General features: G+C 25.6%; 19 protein-coding genes, 3 riboswitches and 1 other annotated feature. Of the genes, 14 read left to right on the top strand and 5 right to left on the bottom strand.

Translation table 11 applies throughout. The features are described 5' to 3' along the window. Positions 1–85 precede the first annotated feature (85 nt). Positions 86–179, top strand: a riboswitch (cyclic di-GMP riboswitch). Between the two features lie 85 nt (positions 180–264). Then, positions 265–747 carry an SH3 domain-containing protein gene (locus IR151_RS13250; protein ID WP_227435116.1) on the top strand — a complete coding sequence of 161 codons (483 nt, stop codon included), beginning with the start codon at positions 265–267 and terminating at the stop codon, positions 745–747. A gap of 249 nt (positions 748–996) precedes the next feature. On the opposite strand, the gene IR151_RS13255 is transcribed toward IR151_RS13250, so the two are convergent. Continuing rightward, a complete protein-coding gene (locus IR151_RS13255; RefSeq protein ID WP_227435117.1) occupies positions 997–1,524 on the bottom strand; it encodes a PadR family transcriptional regulator in 528 nt (175 codons plus the stop codon). Positions 1,525–1,900: 376 nt separating this feature from the next. On the opposite strand from IR151_RS13255, the gene IR151_RS13260 reads away from it, so the two are divergent. The 4 genes from IR151_RS13260 to miaB all read left to right on the top strand — a co-directional run bounded on the left by IR151_RS13260 (position 1,901) and on the right by miaB (position 6,126). After that, the gene (locus tag IR151_RS13260; protein WP_227435118.1) at positions 1,901–2,395 is read left to right on the top strand and encodes an AAA family ATPase; all 495 of its coding nucleotides are present in this window, start codon (positions 1,901–1,903) and stop codon (positions 2,393–2,395) included. A 289-nt stretch (positions 2,396–2,684) separates the two neighbouring features. Then, entirely contained in the window at positions 2,685–3,083 is a 399-nt protein-coding gene (locus IR151_RS13265) for a hypothetical protein (RefSeq protein WP_227435119.1), read from the top strand. 281 nt (positions 3,084–3,364) lie between these two features. Then, positions 3,365–3,629, top strand: a binding site (T-box leader). 150 nt (positions 3,630–3,779) lie between these two features. After that, positions 3,780–4,331 carry a tryptophan transporter gene (locus IR151_RS13270; protein WP_227435120.1) on the top strand — a complete coding sequence of 184 codons (552 nt, stop codon included), beginning with the start codon at positions 3,780–3,782 and terminating at the stop codon, positions 4,329–4,331. A 358-nt stretch (positions 4,332–4,689) separates the two neighbouring features. Beyond that, entirely contained in the window at positions 4,690–6,126 is a 1,437-nt protein-coding gene (gene miaB, locus IR151_RS13275) for a tRNA (N6-isopentenyl adenosine(37)-C2)-methylthiotransferase MiaB (protein ID WP_227435121.1), read from the top strand. A gap of 292 nt (positions 6,127–6,418) precedes the next feature. Here the strand turns inward: miaB and IR151_RS13280 are convergent, their stop codons facing one another. The 3 genes from IR151_RS13280 to IR151_RS13290 form a co-directional block, all read right to left on the bottom strand. Further along, on the bottom strand, positions 6,419–6,757 hold the full coding sequence (locus IR151_RS13280) for a DUF3784 domain-containing protein (RefSeq protein WP_227435122.1): 339 nt from the start codon (positions 6,755–6,757) through the stop codon (positions 6,419–6,421). A gap of 320 nt (positions 6,758–7,077) precedes the next feature. Continuing rightward, positions 7,078–7,689, bottom strand: coding sequence for an NUDIX hydrolase (locus tag IR151_RS13285; protein ID WP_227435123.1), 612 nt, complete (start codon positions 7,687–7,689; stop codon positions 7,078–7,080). 421 nt (positions 7,690–8,110) lie between these two features. Beyond that, positions 8,111–8,809 carry an amino acid racemase gene (locus IR151_RS13290; RefSeq protein ID WP_227435124.1) on the bottom strand — a complete coding sequence of 233 codons (699 nt, stop codon included), beginning with the start codon at positions 8,807–8,809 and terminating at the stop codon, positions 8,111–8,113. Positions 8,810–9,389: 580 nt separating this feature from the next. Between IR151_RS13290 and IR151_RS13295 the strand changes: the two genes are divergently transcribed. Both IR151_RS13295 and IR151_RS13300 read left to right on the top strand, forming a co-directional pair. Continuing rightward, positions 9,390–10,397, top strand: coding sequence for a M56 family metallopeptidase (locus tag IR151_RS13295; RefSeq protein ID WP_227435125.1), 1,008 nt, complete (start codon positions 9,390–9,392; stop codon positions 10,395–10,397). A gap of 140 nt (positions 10,398–10,537) precedes the next feature. Continuing rightward, positions 10,538–11,440 (top strand): metallophosphoesterase, encoded by a 903-nt coding sequence (locus IR151_RS13300; protein WP_227435126.1) that lies wholly within the window; start codon positions 10,538–10,540, stop codon positions 11,438–11,440. Positions 11,441–11,494: 54 nt separating this feature from the next. On the opposite strand, the gene IR151_RS13305 is transcribed toward IR151_RS13300, so the two are convergent. Beyond that, positions 11,495–11,671, bottom strand: a complete 177-nt coding sequence (locus IR151_RS13305) for a hypothetical protein (RefSeq protein WP_227435127.1) — start codon at positions 11,669–11,671, stop codon at positions 11,495–11,497. Between the two features lie 53 nt (positions 11,672–11,724). Further along, a riboswitch (cyclic di-GMP riboswitch) is annotated at positions 11,725–11,814 on the bottom strand. A gap of 470 nt (positions 11,815–12,284) precedes the next feature. Next, positions 12,285–12,384, top strand: a riboswitch (TPP riboswitch). Positions 12,385–12,514: 130 nt separating this feature from the next. Between IR151_RS13305 and IR151_RS13310 the strand changes: the two genes are divergently transcribed. The 7 genes from IR151_RS13310 (at position 12,515) to miaA (ending at position 21,270) form a co-directional block, all read left to right on the top strand. Then, complete coding sequence (locus IR151_RS13310) at positions 12,515–12,805, top strand: MTH1187 family thiamine-binding protein (RefSeq protein WP_227435128.1); 291 nt, start codon at positions 12,515–12,517, stop codon at positions 12,803–12,805. Beyond that, a complete protein-coding gene (locus IR151_RS13315) occupies positions 12,780–13,550 on the top strand; it encodes an ABC transporter permease (protein ID WP_227435129.1) in 771 nt (256 codons plus the stop codon). Before IR151_RS13310 ends, IR151_RS13315 begins: the two co-directional genes overlap by 26 nt. A 21-nt stretch (positions 13,551–13,571) precedes the next feature. Further along, a complete protein-coding gene (locus IR151_RS13320; protein ID WP_227435130.1) occupies positions 13,572–14,591 on the top strand; it encodes an ABC transporter substrate-binding protein in 1,020 nt (339 codons plus the stop codon). Beyond that, a complete protein-coding gene (locus tag IR151_RS13325) occupies positions 14,560–15,294 on the top strand; it encodes an ABC transporter ATP-binding protein (protein ID WP_227435131.1) in 735 nt (244 codons plus the stop codon). Before IR151_RS13320 ends, IR151_RS13325 begins: the two co-directional genes overlap by 32 nt. A 162-nt stretch (positions 15,295–15,456) precedes the next feature. Beyond that, a complete protein-coding gene (gene mutS, locus IR151_RS13330; protein ID WP_227435132.1) occupies positions 15,457–18,300 on the top strand; it encodes a DNA mismatch repair protein MutS in 2,844 nt (947 codons plus the stop codon). Positions 18,301–18,310: 10 nt separating this feature from the next. After that, a complete protein-coding gene (mutL, locus tag IR151_RS13335) occupies positions 18,311–20,296 on the top strand; it encodes a DNA mismatch repair endonuclease MutL (RefSeq protein WP_227435133.1) in 1,986 nt (661 codons plus the stop codon). A gap of 38 nt (positions 20,297–20,334) precedes the next feature. Next, positions 20,335–21,270 carry a tRNA (adenosine(37)-N6)-dimethylallyltransferase MiaA gene (gene miaA, locus IR151_RS13340; protein WP_227435241.1) on the top strand — a complete coding sequence of 312 codons (936 nt, stop codon included), beginning with the start codon at positions 20,335–20,337 and terminating at the stop codon, positions 21,268–21,270. Positions 21,271–21,310 lie beyond the last annotated feature (40 nt).

Consider the following 21,310-nt stretch of genomic DNA (forward strand, 5'->3'; position numbering starts at 1 on the left):
ATTATTAATTAAAAATTGAATTTATATTTAATTAATATAAAATTTGAGGGAATATTATTTTGTAAATATTTAATTTGTGTTATTATTCAGATATAGGCAATATTAGATAAATCTAATGACGCAAAGCTATAGGGACTAAAATCTTTATATAATAAAGGTCATGTCAGCCAGTTGCCAAAAAGATAATAATTCTTTTTGTTAAATTTATTTTTTAAGAGTTAGGTATTTTTAATAACTTAAAATTTGGCAAGAGGAGGGTTTTAAATGATATCTGAATTAATGTTAAAAAACTTTGATGAATCTAAAATCAATTTTAAGACTAAGATTAAATTGAATTTAAGAGAGAAACCAGATATAAACAGTATGAAATTAAAAAGCATACCAGAAGGAAAAATGGTTAAGTTAAATTGTGTAGATGGAAAATGGGCAGAAGTTGAAAGTAATTATGACAAAGGTTGGTTACTATATAAATATTTAGAGAAATTGAGCAACGCTAAAAGTAATAATATTCTAGAAAACAGAAAAAGAAATTACATAGGAAATATAAAAACTAATGGTTTAAATCTAGAATTAAGAAATGACAGAACAACAGATTCAAAAATAATAACTACAATTCCTGATGGTTTTAAAGTTGAAGTCTGTTATAGTGTTGGAAAATGGACAAGAATCAATATTCACAAAAATGGGAAAAGATATTCTGGATATGTATATAGTCAGTATGTAGAAGAATATTCGACTTTGACATAATCATATATAATAAACTTTATAAAAAAGAATCCTAATAAATGCAAGATGTCATTCATAAGGGTATATGAAAATATATTGAGAAAAGAGTTTTATACAATAGCTAAAGGTAATAACTAAAAATGAATATAATATAGATTGGCACTTCATATGAGGTGCCCTTTCTATATCTATGAAAGAAGAGTAAATAAAATAAATACAAAACAGTAAACTATGAATTATATGTGGAAAGCCATTATCTACAGTTTTTGCTTAACCCTTACAAACAGTTAATAATTTTTTTGTTCCAGAAATTTCTGCTAATACTATATCTATCATACGTTTTACATTAGCAACATGAAATTCACTAACTTCTTTTTCCCAATCATCATCTTTTTGCTTAATCCCTGTTAGATATTGATTTAAAACTTCTAATCGTTTTTCTAAAAGCTTCTTTCTTTCTTCTTTTCCTAGGTATTCAATAAAGAATGCTGTAATAGAAAAAATATTAGTGTCATAATCGAATTTTAAAATAGAACTTCTCAAAGTATCGTGAAATTCTATACTTCCTTTTTCTGTGATTGTGTAAACCGTTTTGTCTGGCATATTACCATCCTTTTTAACAGTACCTAAAATCAATCCTCTTTTTTCTAAAGTCTTAATTGTAGTATATACGGTTGAGTCTGCGATATTAAACCAGTACTTTACATTCATGTATTCTAGCACTTTTATAATTTCATAGGCATTAAGAGGCTTTTCATTTATTAGACCTAAAAGCATTGTTGCTGGTTTTGATAACATTATAATTCACTCTCCTTTGTAATATTTATTATTACATAATTATATATATATTAGTTTTATATTAAACTACTACTATTATCTAGCAGTATTATTGTATCATGGAATTTTAATGAAAGAAAGTATGAATATAGATTATGTTACAAATTAATAAATGTATAAAGTTTAAATTAATTATTTCAAAAATTTAAGTAATAAAAACTGATTTATAAGTTTAATTTTCTACTTAATCCATTTAGGAAGGAATATAAGAGACCTAAAGATAACAAAGCAATTGTATATGGTATGAATAATATGATAGATGTTAAAGTATGATTTTTATATGTTGATGTGATAAAATATGACTAACAAATAAATTGAACTTTGAAAGGAAAAATGAATGAAAAATATTTATATTATTGGTGGGACAATGGGAGTAGGCAAAACAACAGTATGCCAATCTCTAAAATTAATCTTGAAAAATAGTGTTTTTCTTGATGGTGATTGGTGTTGGGATATGCATCCATTTCAAATTACTGTTGAAACGAAAAAAATGGTTCTTTCAAATATTTGTTCATTGTTGAATAACTTTATAAAGTGTAGTACTTTTGAAAATATTATTTTTTGTTGGGTAATGCATGAACAAAGTATTATTGATACTATTATATCTTGCCTAGATATATCTGATTGTAGAGTAATAAATATTTCCTTAATTTGTGATGAAACTGTATTGAGAAAAAGGTTGAAGACCGATGTAGAGGAAGGTTTGCGTTTTACTGATGTAATAGAAAGAAGTGTTAACTATTTACCCATGTATGAAATATTAGCAACAACGAAAATTAATGTTTCTAATAAATCTGTCAAAGAGATTTTTGAAGAGATATCTAAATTGTAAAATTTTAGTTTTTAATTTAAAGTTAATGACATTATAGTATTGTTGAACATTCCACTGTTGATTGATAAATATAAAAAAGGAATGCATTGCTTAATTCTATTTGTGTAATTCCTATTGTTCCAGTTAGATTAAGAATAAGGACGAAAAAATATAGTCAAATTTTAATATTCTTCTGATATTATAAAAAATATCTAATATAAAAAAATTAGAAATTTGAAAAAATTTGTAGTTTTTGAGTGAGTATATATTATAATAAAATAGATATAAATTTTTTATGAGGGGAAAGTAAATGAAAAAAAAGAAAAAATTGATTAGGATAATTATATGTTTTTTGCTAGTAATCAGTATTGTAAATCCGCTACAAGTAGAAGCTGAAATTATTAACGATTTTAGTACATCTGTTTACTCAACACAAACGAACTATACATCTACTAATGCTAAGTTTAAGACTATTAAATCTAGAAAAAGACATAGAGGTAGTAGGTCAAATAAAAGTAAAATAAAACTAAAAAAACGAAGTACAAGTAATAAAAGGTATAGAAATGGAATTATAAATAGACATAGTAACAGAAGTATAAAAAAACACAATATAATATCAAAGTTGATATTGTTAGTAATAGTGATATTTATCATTATAGCTATAGTAATAGTAATATTAATTAAAAGAAATAAGAAAAGATTTTATTAGAATATAAAAATAGAATTATTAAAGCCTTATTAAGACTAATTCAAAAATTACATAAAATAGCTAGATAAATAATAAGAAAATAAATTAAATTATTGAAAATAAAATTTAAAAAGTTTGAATTAGGTATAAAATTTTAAGAAAGAAATTAGTATTGATTTTTATTAGTATTATTTTAAAAAAATAGTTTTAAAAGAAGTATATTTAAAAAGCTATAAAAATATATTGACATTTTTTAGAAAAAGTAATATGATTATTTCAATGGCAAAACAATATATAATAAATTAAATCCTATGACAAGGAAGAGTAGTTAAATTTAGGTTCAATATAGAGAGCCAAGGATGGTGGAATCTTGGTAAGAAAAAATTTGATGAATGGGCCTTAGAGGAGTAAATCGAAATCATATTTTTGAGAGTAGACTTTATCGTTAGTCGTACGTTATAGCGAATAGGGTATGTAAGTACCTGATAATGAGATATATAAAAATTGAGTTTTATATTAAGTTTTTATATAATTTAGGTGGCAACGCGGATAATCTCCGTCCTATTAATTTAGGACGGAGTTTTTTATTTTACGAAAAATTCGATATGTAGAAGGTGGTGAAATAGATGTTATGAATTTCTAAAGCTAAAGATGATGATTTAGAAAACTGGCAAAAAAATAAATTGAAAATTAAAAAAATTAGGAGGAAATACAAAAATGAAAACAAATACAAAAAAACTAACTTTAAATGCAATACTTTTAGCAATGGGATTATTAATACATCAAATTACACCTGCTATAGGATTACCAATGAAACCAGATGTACCACTAGCAATGCTGTTTGTGATATTAGTTTTAAATAGAGATGACTATAAAACTTGCTTAATAGCAGGAATAGTGACAGGTATATTTACAGCACTTACATCAAGCTTCCCAGGAGGTCAAGTTCCTAATATAATAGATAAAACTCTTACAGCCAATATAGTATTTTTATTAATATATGTTAGCTATAAAATGCCTTTTATAAAAAACTTATCTAAAAAAACACAGGATACTATAGTAGTTGCAATTATAATGCCAATAGGAACACTTGTAAGTGGAACAATATTTTTGTTAGCTGCTCAAGCTATAGTTGGTCTTCCAGGAGCTTCTTTTACAGCGTTATTCTTAACAGTAGTATTACCAGCTGTTTTAATAAATTTAGTTGCAGGAATATTTTTATTTAAGATTGTTAATTTATCAATAAGAAGGGTTAGTTACCAAAGTTAAAATTTGATTAGATATATGGCTTATAATATTTAATTTGAGATATACTTGATATAATAAAAAGTTTATTTTATAAAGATATTATGATTATTTTATTTTCTTAAATAAGATTAATTTAATGTACTTGTATAGTATAAACTTAGTAAATTATTAGATATCAATAGAAATATATTTTGTAGAATTGTAAATGGATTGATTTAAAATCTATTTTTATATAAAAGTAAAGTATAATATAATAAAGGACAGCGACTTGGCTGTCTTTTATTATACTTAAAACTTTAATAATACCTTTAAAAGATTTTTCTTATTTGATATAATTAAGGTTATGTGTAATATAAGAAATTAACTAGGAGGAATAGAAGTGAGCAAAAGAAAACAAGTAACAATACCTATAGAGAAAATACAAGAACAAGATAAATATATAGAACAAATACACAGACAAAATGAAGAATACTTCAACAGAACTGGAAAGAGAAAACTCGTGTTTACTCAAACCTTTGGATGCCAGATGAATGAACATGATTCAGAAAAACTTTGTTCAATGTTAGAAGAAATGGGATACCAAATGTCAATGATAGTTGAAGAAAGTGACCTAATAATATATAATACATGTGCAGTAAGAGAAAATGCAGAACTAAAGGTGTATGGAAATTTAGGTCAGTTAAAGCATCTAAAAGGAAAAAATCCAAACATGAAAATAGCTGTGTGTGGATGTATGATGCAACAACCACATGTTGTAGAAGAACTAAGAAAAAAATACAAACATGTAGACCTTGTATTTGGAACACATAATCTATATAAATTTCCACAATTACTTACAGAATCAATAAATTCTGATAAAATGTTAGTAGATGTATGGGATGTAGATGGAGAAGTAATAGAAGGCCTTAGAAGTAATAGAAAATTTGAATTAAAAGCATTTGTAAATATAATGTATGGATGCAATAATTTCTGTACATATTGTATAGTTCCATATACAAGAGGAAGAGAAAGAAGTAGAACACCTGAAGATATAATTAATGAGATAAAAGAGCTTGCTTCAAATGGAACAAAAGAAATAACTTTGCTTGGACAAAATGTAGATTCGTATGGCAAAACACTTGAAAATCCAGTTGCATTCTCAGAACTTTTAAGAAAAGTTAATGATATAGAAGGAATTGAAAGAGTTAGATTTATGACATCTCATCCTAAAGATATATCTGATGAGGTGATATATGCAATTAGAGATTGTGATAAGGTGTGTGAATTTTTACATTTACCAATACAATGTGGAAGTAGTAGTCTTCTGAAAAAAATGAATAGACATTATACAAAGGAATATTATCTAGACATAATAGAGAAAGCTAAAAAAGAAGTGCCAGATATTGCTTTTTCAACGGACTTAATGATAGGTTTTCCAGGAGAAACAGAAGAAGATTTAGAAGATACTCTAGATGTGGTTGAAAAAGTTAGATATGATTCAGCATTTACATTTATTTATTCTAAAAGACAGGGAACTCCTGCTGCTAAAATGGAAAATCAAATACCAGAAGAAATAAAACATGAAAGATTTAATAGAGTATTAGAAGCAGTAAATAGAATCTCAGCAGAGATAAATAATGAATATAAAAATAGAGTAGTTGAAGTTTTGGTCGAAGGAAGAAGCAAAAATAATGAAAATAAACTTGCTGGTAGAACTAGACAAAATAAACTTGTAAATTTTGAAGGTGGAAGTGATGATTTAATTGGAAAATTAGTTATGGTTAAAATCACTGAACCTAGAACATTTTCATTGAATGGTGTACTAGTAAATGATTAGAACTGTATAAAATAATAAAATTATGTAAACTGATTGGAATAGATGTACTATAAAACAAAATATATTAAATTTTTAAATTTTAAGAACATATCATATATATTATGATAATTTCAGTTTCTATTATAAATAAAAATAAATTTGATATAGGATGTAAATTAATTGTACATCTATTTTTTATTCTATTTTATCAAAGCTTACTTAACTATATTTAGTATTTATTATATATTAAAATATCTAATAGACATAAAAAAGCAGTCAATCTTTCATAATTAACTGCTTAACTTACTAATTTTTATTTTTTACATTTCTTGTTAGAGTAATAGATATTGAAAAACACGCTAGCAAGTATAACTATTATAAATATTACAGCAAACGGAAGCATTTTTTTTTCATCCATTTGTCCACTCTCTATTCTATATCCCAAAAATGACATGATAAATAACATTATAGATACGATAAAAGTAACAATGCTAGAACTTCTACATAGTTTTTTTACATCATATCGAGCTTTTTCTTTATCACTCATAGTATTATAACCTGCTAATAGCATACTTGCTTTTCCATTAAATAACAATATACTTAAAATGAAAGAGGCAATTGCAATTATAACTGTGAATCCTACTGCAAACATTATAAGCACCTCCAGATACTCTGATTTATCAGTTTACTTAATTATTAATATTTTACCATAAACATACATTAAAATCATTTATTTCATAGATTAATCTTATTAGATATATTATCATATTATAATTTATTTATAATGTGGTGTTAATACATAGTGCTTAGCTTGAAATTGTATTAAAAATTGTGTAACAATAATTGAACAATAATCAAGCATAAAAAATATTATAAAACATAATTTACTATCTTTTTTAGAATTATAACATTTTAAAGTTAGAAAATTTTAAAAACTTTTTATATAAAAATTTGAATATTTGATTATAAGTATTATTCTGATAAGAAGTTTAAAAAATTTTCTAATATTTTTGCTGTTATTCCCCAAATTACATAATCTTTATATTTATAAAATAGAACAGGGTAACTTCCACTTTCAAATTTATAATCTTTTTGATTTGGAATTGAACCATATGGAAGATTTTCATCAGGAAAAACTTTGACTGTATTATTATAGGTATTTGGAGGATTTTCTAAAAGATATTTTATAGGTACCAAAAAAGTATGGTCAACTTCATCTTTATTTATATTTAAATTATTGATGTTTTTTATATATCCTAAGTAGGGATGTATTATAAATTTTACAGGAGTTATAAGTAAGTCAAGACTTGCTATAACTTCTATATTGTCATTAAAAGTTCCAAGTTCCTCACATGTTTCTCTAATAACGGCTTCATAAGGAGTTTCGTTAGACTCTATTTTTCCACCTGGAAAAGAAATTTCATTGGGTTGATGCTTTAAATTTTTTGAGCGAACTTCAAATAATATATGATGTATGTTATTTATTTCTACTATTGGAATTAATACAGATGCTCTTTTCATATTTTCATAACCGTTTATATATGGTTTGTAATCTTTAAATTTATTTTTAATATTGTTTATCATTTTTTCCTCCTAAAATAATATTATTAAAAAAATGTAGAATTAAATTTTGACAATAACAATATATACGTAATTATATTTATCTAATTCAAGATATAGTAATATCTATATTATTATATAATAAATCAATAAATATATATTAACAAGTATTAACAAATACTAAAGTATTTAAGTTTAGTAATATTTAAACTAAAGTATTATAAAATAATTTTGTGACCTTTAATTGAAAAATATATTTCTATTTTAACTGACATTCATTTTTTTATTTTTACAATCTCATTAAGGTGAATTTTATTTTAGAATCATCATCAAAAATAAAAAAGTGAATATTTATAAAAAAGTAAAGTGGTAAGATAATCTTACTGCTTTACTTTTTTATGAATAATTTATCTAAAATATTTATAAATTAAAAATAGAGTAAATTCTATTTTTCTAACTCTAAATATTTCTTAATAACTGACTCTGCTAAACATTTTGACGAATCAATAATGTTAATTGATGGTTGTATCTTTTCCAAGACAACATTTAAATCAGTGCAAGCAATCACTATATTTTCAATAGATTCAAATTTTATACTTTCTAGAAGTTCATTCCAAATATTGATATTTTGTGGATTATTCTTATCTGTTTTTATGTTTTGTATAAGAGCATTTATCTTTTTTTGCCATTCTTCTTTAAATATAAATTCATGACCAGCTTTTGTTATACCTTTTTGATAAATTGTAGATTCAAATGTTGAACTTGTTGAAAGTAGAGTTACTTTTTGTGGCATAGCAGGTAAATATTTAATAGTTTCTTCTACAATATTTAATAATGGAATACCTATTGATTCTTTCAATTCTTCAAAATATATATGAGCTGAATTGCACGGCATCGCAATAAAGTTTGTTCCAATTGATTCAAGTTTTTTTAGACCCTTAATGATAGTTTTTTTCATAAGTTCATGATTTATTGCGCGGTCAATATAAAATGGAGTAGGTAAGGAATATATCATAATTTCAGGAAACTCTTCATCGTATCTCGCTCCATACTGAGACTGACATTCATCAATAATTAAATCAACAAATGGCGCTGTTGACCTTGGGCCCATCCCAGCCAAAATTCCAATTAATTTTTTATTCATTTAAATAATCTCCTTAGATTCTGTATAGTTTATTTTGTATAGGCTTTATCCGCCAAAAATGAAGAAATCATATGTTTCTTTAATTCTAATATTTGGGTGTCTTTCTGTCAAATGTAGAATAAATCTTTGTAACAATCCTTATAGTCTTTTATACTATTTTTGTATCATTTAACAATTGTAGCGTAATTATGAAAAATATTTGAGTATTCTTTATTTATATAATAGCTCTTGTGGTATTATGTCATGCTCTATGTTACAATCAAAATTATATAAAAGAAGTATTTAAATTTTTATAAAAAAAGATTCGGATGGAATAAAATTAAAACCAACTATGCTTTTTGATAATAGAGGATGACTCGATTATGTCTTAAAAGAGATAAAAGAAAAGCTATACCTAAAAGTCATTATCCTATTTAATTAAATTTAAGTATGTCAACTGTCAAAAGATATTGGAATTTTTAACTGGTGTCATGAAGGAATTCTTTGTATTAAGAAAGACATAGTCCTGTTGCTATTTTTATATTGGTGCTTGTTTTTTAAATATTCCACAATTCACTCTAGAATAAGGGGGTGAAAATTTATGATTTTAATTTTAAACGATTTTTTTAGAACCGTTTTAGTAAGTAGTTTATTTATAGTTATCTTATTAGTTTTTAGAATGACTATTTTTAAAACTTTCAGTAGAAAATTTAACTATTATATATGGTTTATTGTCATTATAAAACTATTATTACCATTTACATATTATACTTTTGCATTTAATGAATTGAAATATCAACACAATATTAATAAGGTAAATTTAGAAGGTTTTAACAATATTTCTACTTTGTGTACTATTATTTTAGTGTCTGTTTGGATTACTGTTACGATATTTTATTTGATTTCTACTTTATGGAAATATATTAAGCTTAAAAATCTGATAGAGGATTTGTCCTATGATGTTGATGATGAAGACATAAACAATCTTTATGATAGTTTATTAAAAGAGCTTAATATAAATAAAAATGTAAAGATTAAATATTCTCATGAAGTTGAAACTCCGTCATTTTTTAATTCCTGTGTTCTTTTACCACCATATGATTATAAATTAAAAGAACTTGAATGGATATTTAGACATGAACTTATGCATTTTAAGAGTAAAGACATTTATATTAAATATTTAGTATTATTCTTAAAAATAGTATATTGGTTTAATCCTTTTATGTACATTATGGATAAAGTTATAGATTTAGATTGTGAACTTTATTGTGATGAAAGAGTTTTAAAAAATCGTAGTATAGAAGATAAAAAAGAGTATGCTTTGACTATTATAGGTGCAATGAAAAAAGATTTAAATTCTTCAAATAAATTTGTAGCTGGACTGCATAAGAAATCAGATATAAAAAAAAGAGTATCTAATATGTTTAATGAAAAAAATAAAACAGGAAATTTAATGGCATTAATTTTATGTTTATTATCATTGATTACATATTTTAAAATAGATATAATTGATTCTAAATCATTAATTTATTCATTACCAAAACAATTAACTATTGAAAATAAGAATTCTAATTTTAAATACTTAGGACAGGTTAATACAGATGAGTAATGTGAATTTTAAATAATACATTTAGAGATTTATTGAGAATAAATTAGCTTATTAATTACGCTAATATATATTTTGGTGTAAATTAGTTTGTTAGTTCAACTGTTATACTTTATGTATATTAAGTTTTATAGGGGGATAAAATGAATTTTAAAAGTAAAGCCAAAGTATTAAGTTTATGTTTAATATCAATTCCAATGATATTGACAGGTTGCACTAATTCTAAAAATGATAAAATCACTGAAATCAATATATTAGCAACTACAGACTTACATGGAGAAGTTACCTATAATGTAGCTGAAAAAATAAACGAAGAAAGAAAAAAAGACTCTAATATAACATTAGTAGATGCAGGAGATTTTTATAATTCGGATGGTTTAGGAGCAATGGAGCAATATCTTAGTGAGGCTCGAGATGCTTACGAAAAAGATGAAGTAATTAAAAAAGAAGTACCTATAGTTAGACAAATGAGTGAAGTTAAATATGATGCAGTAGTGCTTGGTAATCATGAGTTTGTTTCTAGCTCTAAAAAAAATTTAGATAAAATGATAAATGAATTTAATAGTGAAAATATAGAAGTTTTATCTGCGAATACATATAATAGTAACAGTTCAAGTTATGTTAAACCTTACACAATAAATACAATTGAAACAAAATATGGTGAAGTTAAGCTTGGTATACTTGGTCTTACAATCAAAGAAGTCGGAGAAGGATGGGATTTTGATGAAAACGAAAATAAAATTAAGGCTAAGTCCAGAGATTTAAAAGATATGGCTACATACCAGGATTTATATATGAATGATATGATAGATGATGCTAAAAAATGGGTGAAGGAAATAAAAGAAAAAGAAAATCCAGATATACTATTAGCCGTAGTACATAGTGGAGAAAAACCTAAAAAGCCTAAAAATCCAGGTAATAGAATACAAGAACTAGCTAAAGAAGTTGATGGAATTGATGCGATAGTAGCAGGGCATACTCATAAGGAAATTGAGCAACATGATTATACAAATGATATCTTTTTTTTATCAATTTTATATCAATAATACATTTAAAATGTAGATAAAACTAAAAAGGGTTTTCTAGAAAATAAAATCCATTTAATTATACTTACTTACCAATACCATCACTTGATGTAAACAAGATTCCACAACATTTTCACCATACTCTAGTATAAAATCGTTTAACTGCGTATCTATAAAATTACAGTAGTCATATGAACTACATATATAGGCAGTTAGTATATGTGTACATCTATCTATTTTATTCATAAACATATATTATTTATCCCCCTAAAAAACTTTCATAAAAAACAAAAAGAAAATATCTTTTTGGCAACTGGCTGACATAACTTATTTTATAAGTGTTAGTCCCTATAGCTTTGCGTCACTAAATTTCTCTAGTTTTGCCTAGTTAGTTTTATTCTACGATTATAATATTACAGGAAAACGTTTTGTTTTTCAATATATAAACTAAAAAAATTAAATATAAAAGTTATTTTGTCCTTTAAAAATAAAACATACAAGTAAATTATGTAATAAAGCTTGTTGTGTAAAAGGAACTGTAAAGTTATATTATTAATTTATTTGAATTATATTGATGAAGTAGCACAAAATTAATCAACAGGAAGTGTTCAATATATTAAAAAGAGTATAGATAATAAATATATGTGTATAAAAATCTATTATATCAAAAATAATAGCATTAACAGAATAAAGCTATAGTAAATAAAAGATGGTTATTGAAATTTTAAAAAATTAGTGGGCATAAAGACAATAAATCATAAACTACTATAATAGTTTTGTAAATTTTAATACAAATAAAATATATGATATAAATAAAAAATTTGTTAAAATATGATAAGTGTAGTATAATCAAGTAGAAAAGATATAATATATTTCGGGGAGCTAATATGCTGAGAGGAGATTTTATCTCGACCCTTTGAACCTGTTTGGATAATGCCAGTGTAGGGAGACCAGTAAAGATAAAAATAAGTCTTATCCTATTTTGGATAAGACTTTTATTTTATTTAAATATACTATGTTTTTATCTATAAAATATTTTAATAAAAAACAAAATATACCTAGTAGGTATTAATTATTTTAAAAGGAGTGATTTAAATGGTAATTGCAGACATAGCAGTAATGCCACTAAGACCTTACAAAGGTGAAGAAGAAATGTATAAAGTAGTAGATGCTTGTATAGCAGAAATTGAAAACAGTGGTCTTAAATGTGAAATAGGAGCAATGAGTACTACTGTTGAAGGTGATTTTGATGAAGTTTTTGAACTACTAAAAAAAGTACATAAAATCCCTTTTAATCTTGGATGTGAAAGAGTTATAACAGTAGCTAGAGTAGATGAAAAAGCTGGGGGTTTAACTATAGATGATAAACTTAGAAATCATAGATAAAGTCAAAAATAGTATATATCCAATAGCAACATTTTTGTTTATACTTATTTTTTGGCAATCTGTGGTAGAAGTTTTAAGAGTTCCTCAATATATACTGCCTACACCAATAGATATAATTAACGTATTTTTTAAAGATTATCAAAATTTATCCATGCATGCCATGGTTACTATAGGGGAAGCAATATTTGGCTTTATAGTTGCGATAATAATATCTTTAATAATTGGAATATTAATGGATTTTGTATTGATAATAAAAAAATGTCTTTATCCTATTATGTTAGTGACTCAAATGATACCTACAATAATAATAGCTCCACTTTTTATGATTTGGTTTGGCTTTGGAACAATGCCAAAAATATTGATGGTAACACTTACGTGTTTTTTCCCTATATTAATAAGTTTTGTAGATGGTATTGAGAATATTGATAAAGATTATTTAAATTTGTTTAAGACTATGAATTCAAATAAGATTAATACTTTTATTCATCTCAAATTTCCTATGTCAATGGATAAATTTTTTTCTGGACTTAAAATATCTTCTACTTATGCTGTAATGGCAGCAACTGTTGCAGAGTGGTTAGGTGGAACTAAAGGTCTTGGTGTTTATATGCTAAGGTCAAAAAGTGCATATGCACTTGATAAAGTATTTGCATCTACTATATTAGTAGTTATATTTAGCTTAATATTTGTAGGAATTGTACAAGCTATAAAAAAAGTTGTTATAAAACATAGATTAGAAGATTAAATGTACTTGAGGGAGGATATTATGAATTTCAAAAAATTAGGAATATTAGGTTTAGTAAGTGCTCTTACATTAGCAACAATAACTGGATGTTCTTCTGGAAATAATAGTGATAAAGACAAAAAAAATAGTAAAGATACTTCTTCTAAAAAAGTGACTGTTGTACTTGATTGGACACCAAATACTAATCATACTGGATTATTTGTGGCGCTTGATAAAGGTTATTATAAAGAAGAAGGCTTGGATGTTGAAATAGTACAACCACCTGAAAGTGGAGCTGAGACTTTAGTAGCAACAGGAAAGGCTGACTTTGGTATAAGTTATCAAGAACAAGTTACTTACGCAAAAACTAGTGAAGACCCACTTCCAATAAAAGCTGTAGCTACTGTTATACAACACAATACTTCTGGATTTGCATCTCCAAAAGAAAAAAACATAACTACAGCAAAAGATTTTGAAGGAAAAACTTATGGAGGTTGGGGTTCTCCATCAGAAGAAGCTGTTTTTAAAGCAGTTATGAATAAAAATGGAGCTGACTTTAATAAATTAAAGATAGTTAATACTGGTCAAGATGATTTCTTTGCAGCTATGAAAACTGTAGATTTTGCATGGATATTTGAAGGTTGGGATGTAGTTAAAGCTAATTTAATTGATTATGATTTAAACTTTATACCAGTAAAAGACCTAGATGAAAGATTAGATTATTATACACCACTTATAATTTCTAATGAGACTATACTTAAAGACAACCCAGAACTTGCTAAGAAATTCTTAAAAGCTACAACAAAAGGTTATGAGTATGCAATAAAAAATCCTGAAGATGCTGCAAAAATTTTAGTAAAGCATGCTCCTGAGGTAGATGAAAAACTAGCAATAAAGAGTCAAGAATATTTAGCAAGTAAATATAAAGATGATGCACCAAGATGGGGAGAAATGAAAGATAGTGTATGGAATAACTATACATCATTCTTAAAAGAATATAAATTAATAGATAAGGATATGAAGGCAAGTGATGCTTACACAAATGAATTCTTACCACAATAAAAAGGCAAAAATATCTATAGAAAATGTATCAAAGACATATAAAGATGTAGATGTTTTAAAAGATATAAGTATTGATGTTTATGAAGGCGAATTTGTTTCTATATTGGGACCAAGCGGATGTGGAAAAAGTACTATCTTTAATATTATAACTCAATTGACAGACTATAATAGTGGTATGGTAAACATAAACGGTAATTATAGCTACATGTATCAAAAAGATTTACTTTTACCATATAAAACTATAATAGATAATGTGTCTCTTCCATTGGTACTAAAAAAAGAAAAAAAGAGCAAAGCTAGGTCTATGGTAAAACACTACTTTGAGGTTTTTGGTTTGGAAGGGTATGAGTATAAATATCCATCAGAGCTTTCTGGAGGTATGAGACAAAGAGCTAATTTTTTGAGAACTTTTATAAATTCTAATGACATAATGCTTTTAGATGAACCTTTTGGTGCACTCGATTCATTAACTAAAACATCTATGCAAAAATGGCTTTTAGAAGTTAAGAAAAAAGTAAATTCAACGATACTTCTTATAACTCATGATATTGATGAAGCTATAATGTTATCAAATAGAATTTATGTTATCTCAAAAAAACCATCAATAGTAAAAAAAGAATTTATCATAGATAATAGAAATATAAATGAAGATAATCTTGAGAATGTTATTAAACTGAAAAAAGAGATAATATCTTTATTATAAAATTCTATATGTTTTTACCTAGTGATTATTAAACTTAACAATCCAAAGTGCAATCAGCATTTTGGATTGTTTTTTAGTTATACGTCAAAATTTTATATATTATGTTAATAATAATCAAGTACTATGATATAATATTTAATTAGAAAAGAAGGAGGTTTAATAATGCAAATAGATATGAATAAATTAACTCCTATGATGAAACAGTATCTTGAAGTAAAAAATAGATATAAAGATTGTATACTGTTTTTTAGATTGGGAGATTTTTATGAAATGTTTTTTGAAGATGCATTAGTAGCTTCAAAAGCTCTTGAAATAGCATTAACAGGGAAAGCCTGTGGTTTAGAAGAACGTGCTCCTATGTGTGGAGTACCATTTCACTCAGCCAATTCATATATATCAAAGTTAGTAGAAAATGGATATAAAGTAGCAATAGGTGAGCAAATGGAAGACCCATCTACTGCAAAAGGAATTGTTAGGAGAGAGGTAATAAGAGTTATTACTCCTGGAACAGTTCTAGATGGAAATTTACTTGAAAATAAAAAGAATAATTATTTATTATCTTTATATAAAGATGACACCAATATAGGTTTAACTTATGTAGATATAAGTACAGGAGAAGCTAATGCAACTTGTCTGAATGAAGATAAAGTAATAGAAGAAATTGCAAAAATTCATCCTACAGAAATAATTATAAATGATTTGAATTTTATAGAAAAACTTAGAGATATAGCTACTGTAAGCAACATATACATAAATGAAAGTTTTAGCGACAACTATTTAGATATAAATATATTAAAAGAGTATTTTCCAGAGGTTTATCTACAAAAATTAAAGTTTGATGATAAGGGTCTTATAAAATCGAGTTTATCAATTCTTCTAAACTATATATATAACACTCAAAAGCAGATAACATCCAATATTAATAATATAAATATATACAATTCATCAGAGTATATGGTCTTAGATATGTTTACTAGAACTAATTTAGAACTTACTCAGACTATAAGAGGAAATAAAAAGAAAGGTTCACTATTACATGTTTTAGACAAAACATCTACTGCGATGGGAGGAAGACTTCTAAGAAAATATGTAGAAGAGCCTCTGATAAATAAACCTAAAATTGAAAATAGATTAAATGTAATAGAAGAAATAAAAGATGATTTTATACTAAGAGAAGATTTAAATGATATACTTAAAAATATATATGATATAGAAAGAATATGTGGGAAAATAGCATTTGAAAGAGTAACACCAAAAGAATTAGTTCACTTAAAAAATTCAGTAGAAAAATTACCAAATCTAAAAGACACAATAGACTTATCAAATGCAAATAGATTAAAAGAGTATGTATCAGAAATGGACAAGTTGGATGATATATACAGTTTAATAGATGAAGCCATTTTGGAAGAACCTACAATAACTATAAAAGATGGGAATATAATTAAGTCTGATTTTAGTGATGAACTTAAAGAATTGAGGGATATTTCTAAAAATGGTGCTTTTCTTATAAAAGAAATAGAAAATAGAGAAAGAGAAAAGACGGGAGTTAAATCATTAAAAATAGGATTTAATAAAGTATTTGGATATTATATAGAAATAACAAAGGCTAACTTTAAACAAGCAAAACTAGATGAGACATATATAAGAAAGCAGACACTTAGTAATGCAGAAAGATATATAACTCCAGAGTTAAAAGAAATAGAAGAAAAGATACTACATGCTGAAGAGAAAATTAAATCTCTAGAATATGAGATATTTGTAAGTATAAGAGATACTATATATAAAAATATAGACAGAATACAAAAAGTAGCTAAGATTATAGCTAATATAGACGTTTTTGTATCTTTGGCAACAGTTGCTCACATAAACAACTATATAAAACCACAGATAAACGAAAATAATAAACTCGATATAAGAAATGGTAGACATCCAGTTGTTGAAAATATAGTAGGTGAAGAAAATTTTGTTCCAAATGATACATATTTAAATCGTGGAGAAAACATCATTAACATAATAACTGGACCTAATATGTCTGGTAAGTCAACATATATGAGACAAACTGCTATAATAGCACTTATGGCACATATAGGTTCTTTTGTTCCAGCAGAATATGCTAATGTACCGATATTAGATAGAATATTTACAAGAGTAGGGGCTAGTGATGATTTATCTCAAGGACAATCTACTTTTATGGTAGAGATGAATGAGGTATCTCTTATATTAAAAAATGCTACTGAAAGAAGCTTAGTTATTTTAGATGAAATAGGACGTGGAACTAGTACTTATGATGGTATAAGTTTAGCATGGTCAATAGTAGAATATATTCAAAAGAATATTAGATGTAAGACACTATTTGCAACACATTATCATGAACTTACTGATTTAGAAGAAGAATTTAAAGAGGTTAAAAATTATTCAATAGCAGTTAAAGAAGATGGAGAGGGAATAATATTTTTAAGAAAAATAATTCCTCAAGGTGCAGATAAGAGTTATGGAATCTATGTTGCTAAATTAGCTAAATTGCCAGATGAAGTCATAGATAGAGCAAAATATATACTTAAGGATTTAGAAAAAAATCATGTTTATAACAGTGTAGCAATAAATGGAGATAAAGAAAAAACTATTGTGATTAATAATGATTTAGATGAAGAACTACTTAAGGTAAATCAGAGCAATTTTAAAAATAAATACGAATCTCTAAAAATAGAGCATGAGCTTATAGTAAAAGATTATAAACACATGAAAAAGGATTATGATAAACTAAATTCTAAGTTTAAAACGTTAAACGATGAAGTTATTTCAATGAAGAAAAAGGATAGTAAAGAAGAAATTGATAAAGAAGATTCTGTAAAGGAATTAGCACTAACTCAAATATCTTTTGATAGTGTAAAGAGAGATATATTGTCACAAGAAATTTTAAACTTAGATATTTTAAATATGACTCCATTAGATGCTATAAATTCTCTTTACAGTCTTCAAAAAAAAGCAAAAGAAATAAAATCTTAGAGGTGTAAAAATGAAAAATATAATTAACATCCTAGATGATTTGACTATAAATAAAATAGCAGCAGGAGAAGTAGTAGAAAGACCGTCTTCTGCATTAAAAGAATTAATTGAGAATTCTATTGATGCAGGTGCAAATAAGATTTCTATAGATATCATTGATGGAGGAAAAACCTTAATTAAAATCACAGATAATGGAATAGGAATACCTTCAAGCGAAGTCGAGAAATCATTTTTAAGACATGCTACTAGTAAAATTAAAAAAATTGATGATTTATATGATTTGTACTCTCTTGGATTTAGAGGAGAAGCATTAGCATCTATTTCAGCTATATCAAAATTAGAAATGATTACTAAAACCAAAGATGAAATGGTTGGAACTAAAATATTTGTAGAAGGTGGAAAAATAGTTTCAAAGGAGCCAATTGGTTCCACTAATGGTACAACAATCATTATAAAAGAGATTTTCTTTAATACACCAGCAAGACAGAAATTTTTGAAATCTACCCATGCTGAAACCATAAACATAAGTGATTTGATAAATAAGCTTGCAATAGGCAATCCTAATATCCAATTTAAATATACAAATAATAATAAACAAATGTTAAATACACCAGGTGATGGAAAGCTCATAAATACTATTAGGAGTATATATGGAAAAGAAATAACGGAAAACCTAATAAATATAGAATTTAAATGCAATCACTTTAAAATTGATGGATATATAGGAAATAATAACATCTATCGTTCCAATAAAAACTTGCAACATATCTATATAAATAAAAGATTTGTAAAAAGTAAAATAATTATAGATGCAATAACTGAAAGTTATAAGTCTATAATTCCAATAGGTAAGCATGCTGTTTGTTTTTTAAATATAGAAGTAGACCCAGCAGGTATTGATGTAAATATACATCCTAATAAGCTTGAAGTTAAATTTGAAAAAGAACAAGAAGTGTATATAGAGCTAAGAGATTTTTTAAAAGTTAAATTAATACATTCTAACCTTATTGGAAAGTATGCTACATATAATGATAAAAAAACGCAGCCTCGAATTGCTATCAATAGTAGAGAAAAAAGTACAGATTATGAATTTAAAAATAAGAACTTCATTGAAGCTAATTCAAAAAATAATAATACAACTAAAGATAAAGATGAATTCATTGAAGTTGTAAGTTTATCAAGTGAAAAACCAATAGACGAATTTCCTTCTGTAAGTGAAGTTTTAAATGCAAATATAGAAAAGGAATTAAAAAATACGGGCTCTTTAGAAGAAGAGGTTGTAAATGACAATATACAAGAAGAATTTCAAGTTGATAGGCCTAAACAAATTGATAGTTCTAAAAATGAAGATAGTAATTATTTAGAAAGAAGTATTAAAGACAGCCAAGAGGAATATTTAACTAATTCAAAACAAAGATTTTCTTTATATGGATATTCTGTAATTGGAGTCGTATTTAATACTTATATAATTCTAAGTAAAGATGATTCTATGTATTTGTTAGACCAACATGCTGCACATGAAAGAGTTTTGTATGAGAGATATATGGATAAGTTCTATAGACAAGATATCAATATGCAAATACTTTTAGACCCAGTAATTCTTGAAGTATCAAATGTAGATATGCTTCAAATTGAAAATAATTTAGAGTTATTTATGAAATTTGGTTTCGAATTAGAAGTTTTTGGCAACAATCATGTAATGATAAGATGTGTTCCAACTATATTTGGAATTCCAGAAACTGAAAAGTTTATACTTCAAATAATTGATAATATAGATGAGATTACAAGTAATTATGATTTAAAAGGTGAGAGATTTGCATCTATGGCATGTAGGTCTGCTATAAAAGCAAATGATAAAATATATGATATTGAGATAAAAAGCTTATTGGAACAATTAGAAAATTGTGAGAATCCATTTACGTGTCCTCATGGCAGACCTATAATGGTTGAAATTTCTAAGACCGAAATAGAAAAAATGTTTAAAAGAATTATGTAAAATATTTTGGATATTTAAAATATATGGAAAGGAATGTTATGAAAAAAATACCACTTATAATACTTACAGGTCCAACTGCTGTTGGAAAGACTGATTTGTCAATAAAGTTAGCAAAAGATATGGATGCAGAGATAATTTCAGCAGATTCTATGCAAATATATAAATATATGGATATTGGAAGTGCAAAAGTTACATCTGAGGAAATGCAAGGAGTAAAGCATTATCTTATAGATGAGGTTAAACCTGACTATCCATTTTCAGTTTCAGAATTTCAACAAAGGGCAAAAAAATATATATCTGAAATAAATCAAAAGGGAAAGTGTGTTTTAGTGACTGGAGGAACAGGTCTTTATCTCAATTCTTTAATATACAATATGGATTTTGCAAAATCTGATGCTAATAATGAATTAAGAAAAGAACTTCAAAAACAACTTCTTGAGAATGGAATAGATTACATGCATGATAGATTAAAATCACTTGATGAAGAAGCTGCTGATAGAATTCATAAAAACAATACAAAGAGAGTTATAAGAGCACTTGAAGTTTGTTTAAGTGGTAAGAAAATGAATGATTTTTCAAGTGACTTAAAATTTAATGACGATTATCAACCTATAATAATAGTTTTGAATAGAGATAGAGAGCATTTGTATGAAAGAATAAATATGAGAGTCGATATCATGATAGAGAGTGGTTTGGTTGAAGAAGTTAAAAAACTCCTAAATATGGGATTTAAAAAAGATATGATATCAATGCAAGGTATAGGATACAAAGAGATATTGAAGTATCTAGATGGAGAATATACATATGAAGAGGCCATTGAAATAATAAAAAGGGATTCTAGAAGGTATGCAAAACGTCAGATAACTTGGTTTAAAAGATATGAAACAGCAAAATGGTTTGATTTGGATAAATATGAAGATATAGATTTATTAAAAAATGAAATAATTATATATATTAAAAATTCTATAAAATAATATATATAAATTTTTAAGTATACAACTTCATATTGAAAAT

Source organism: Clostridioides sp. ES-S-0006-03 (genome assembly GCF_020662275.1).
Lineage (GTDB): Bacteria > Bacillota > Clostridia > Peptostreptococcales > Peptostreptococcaceae > Clostridioides.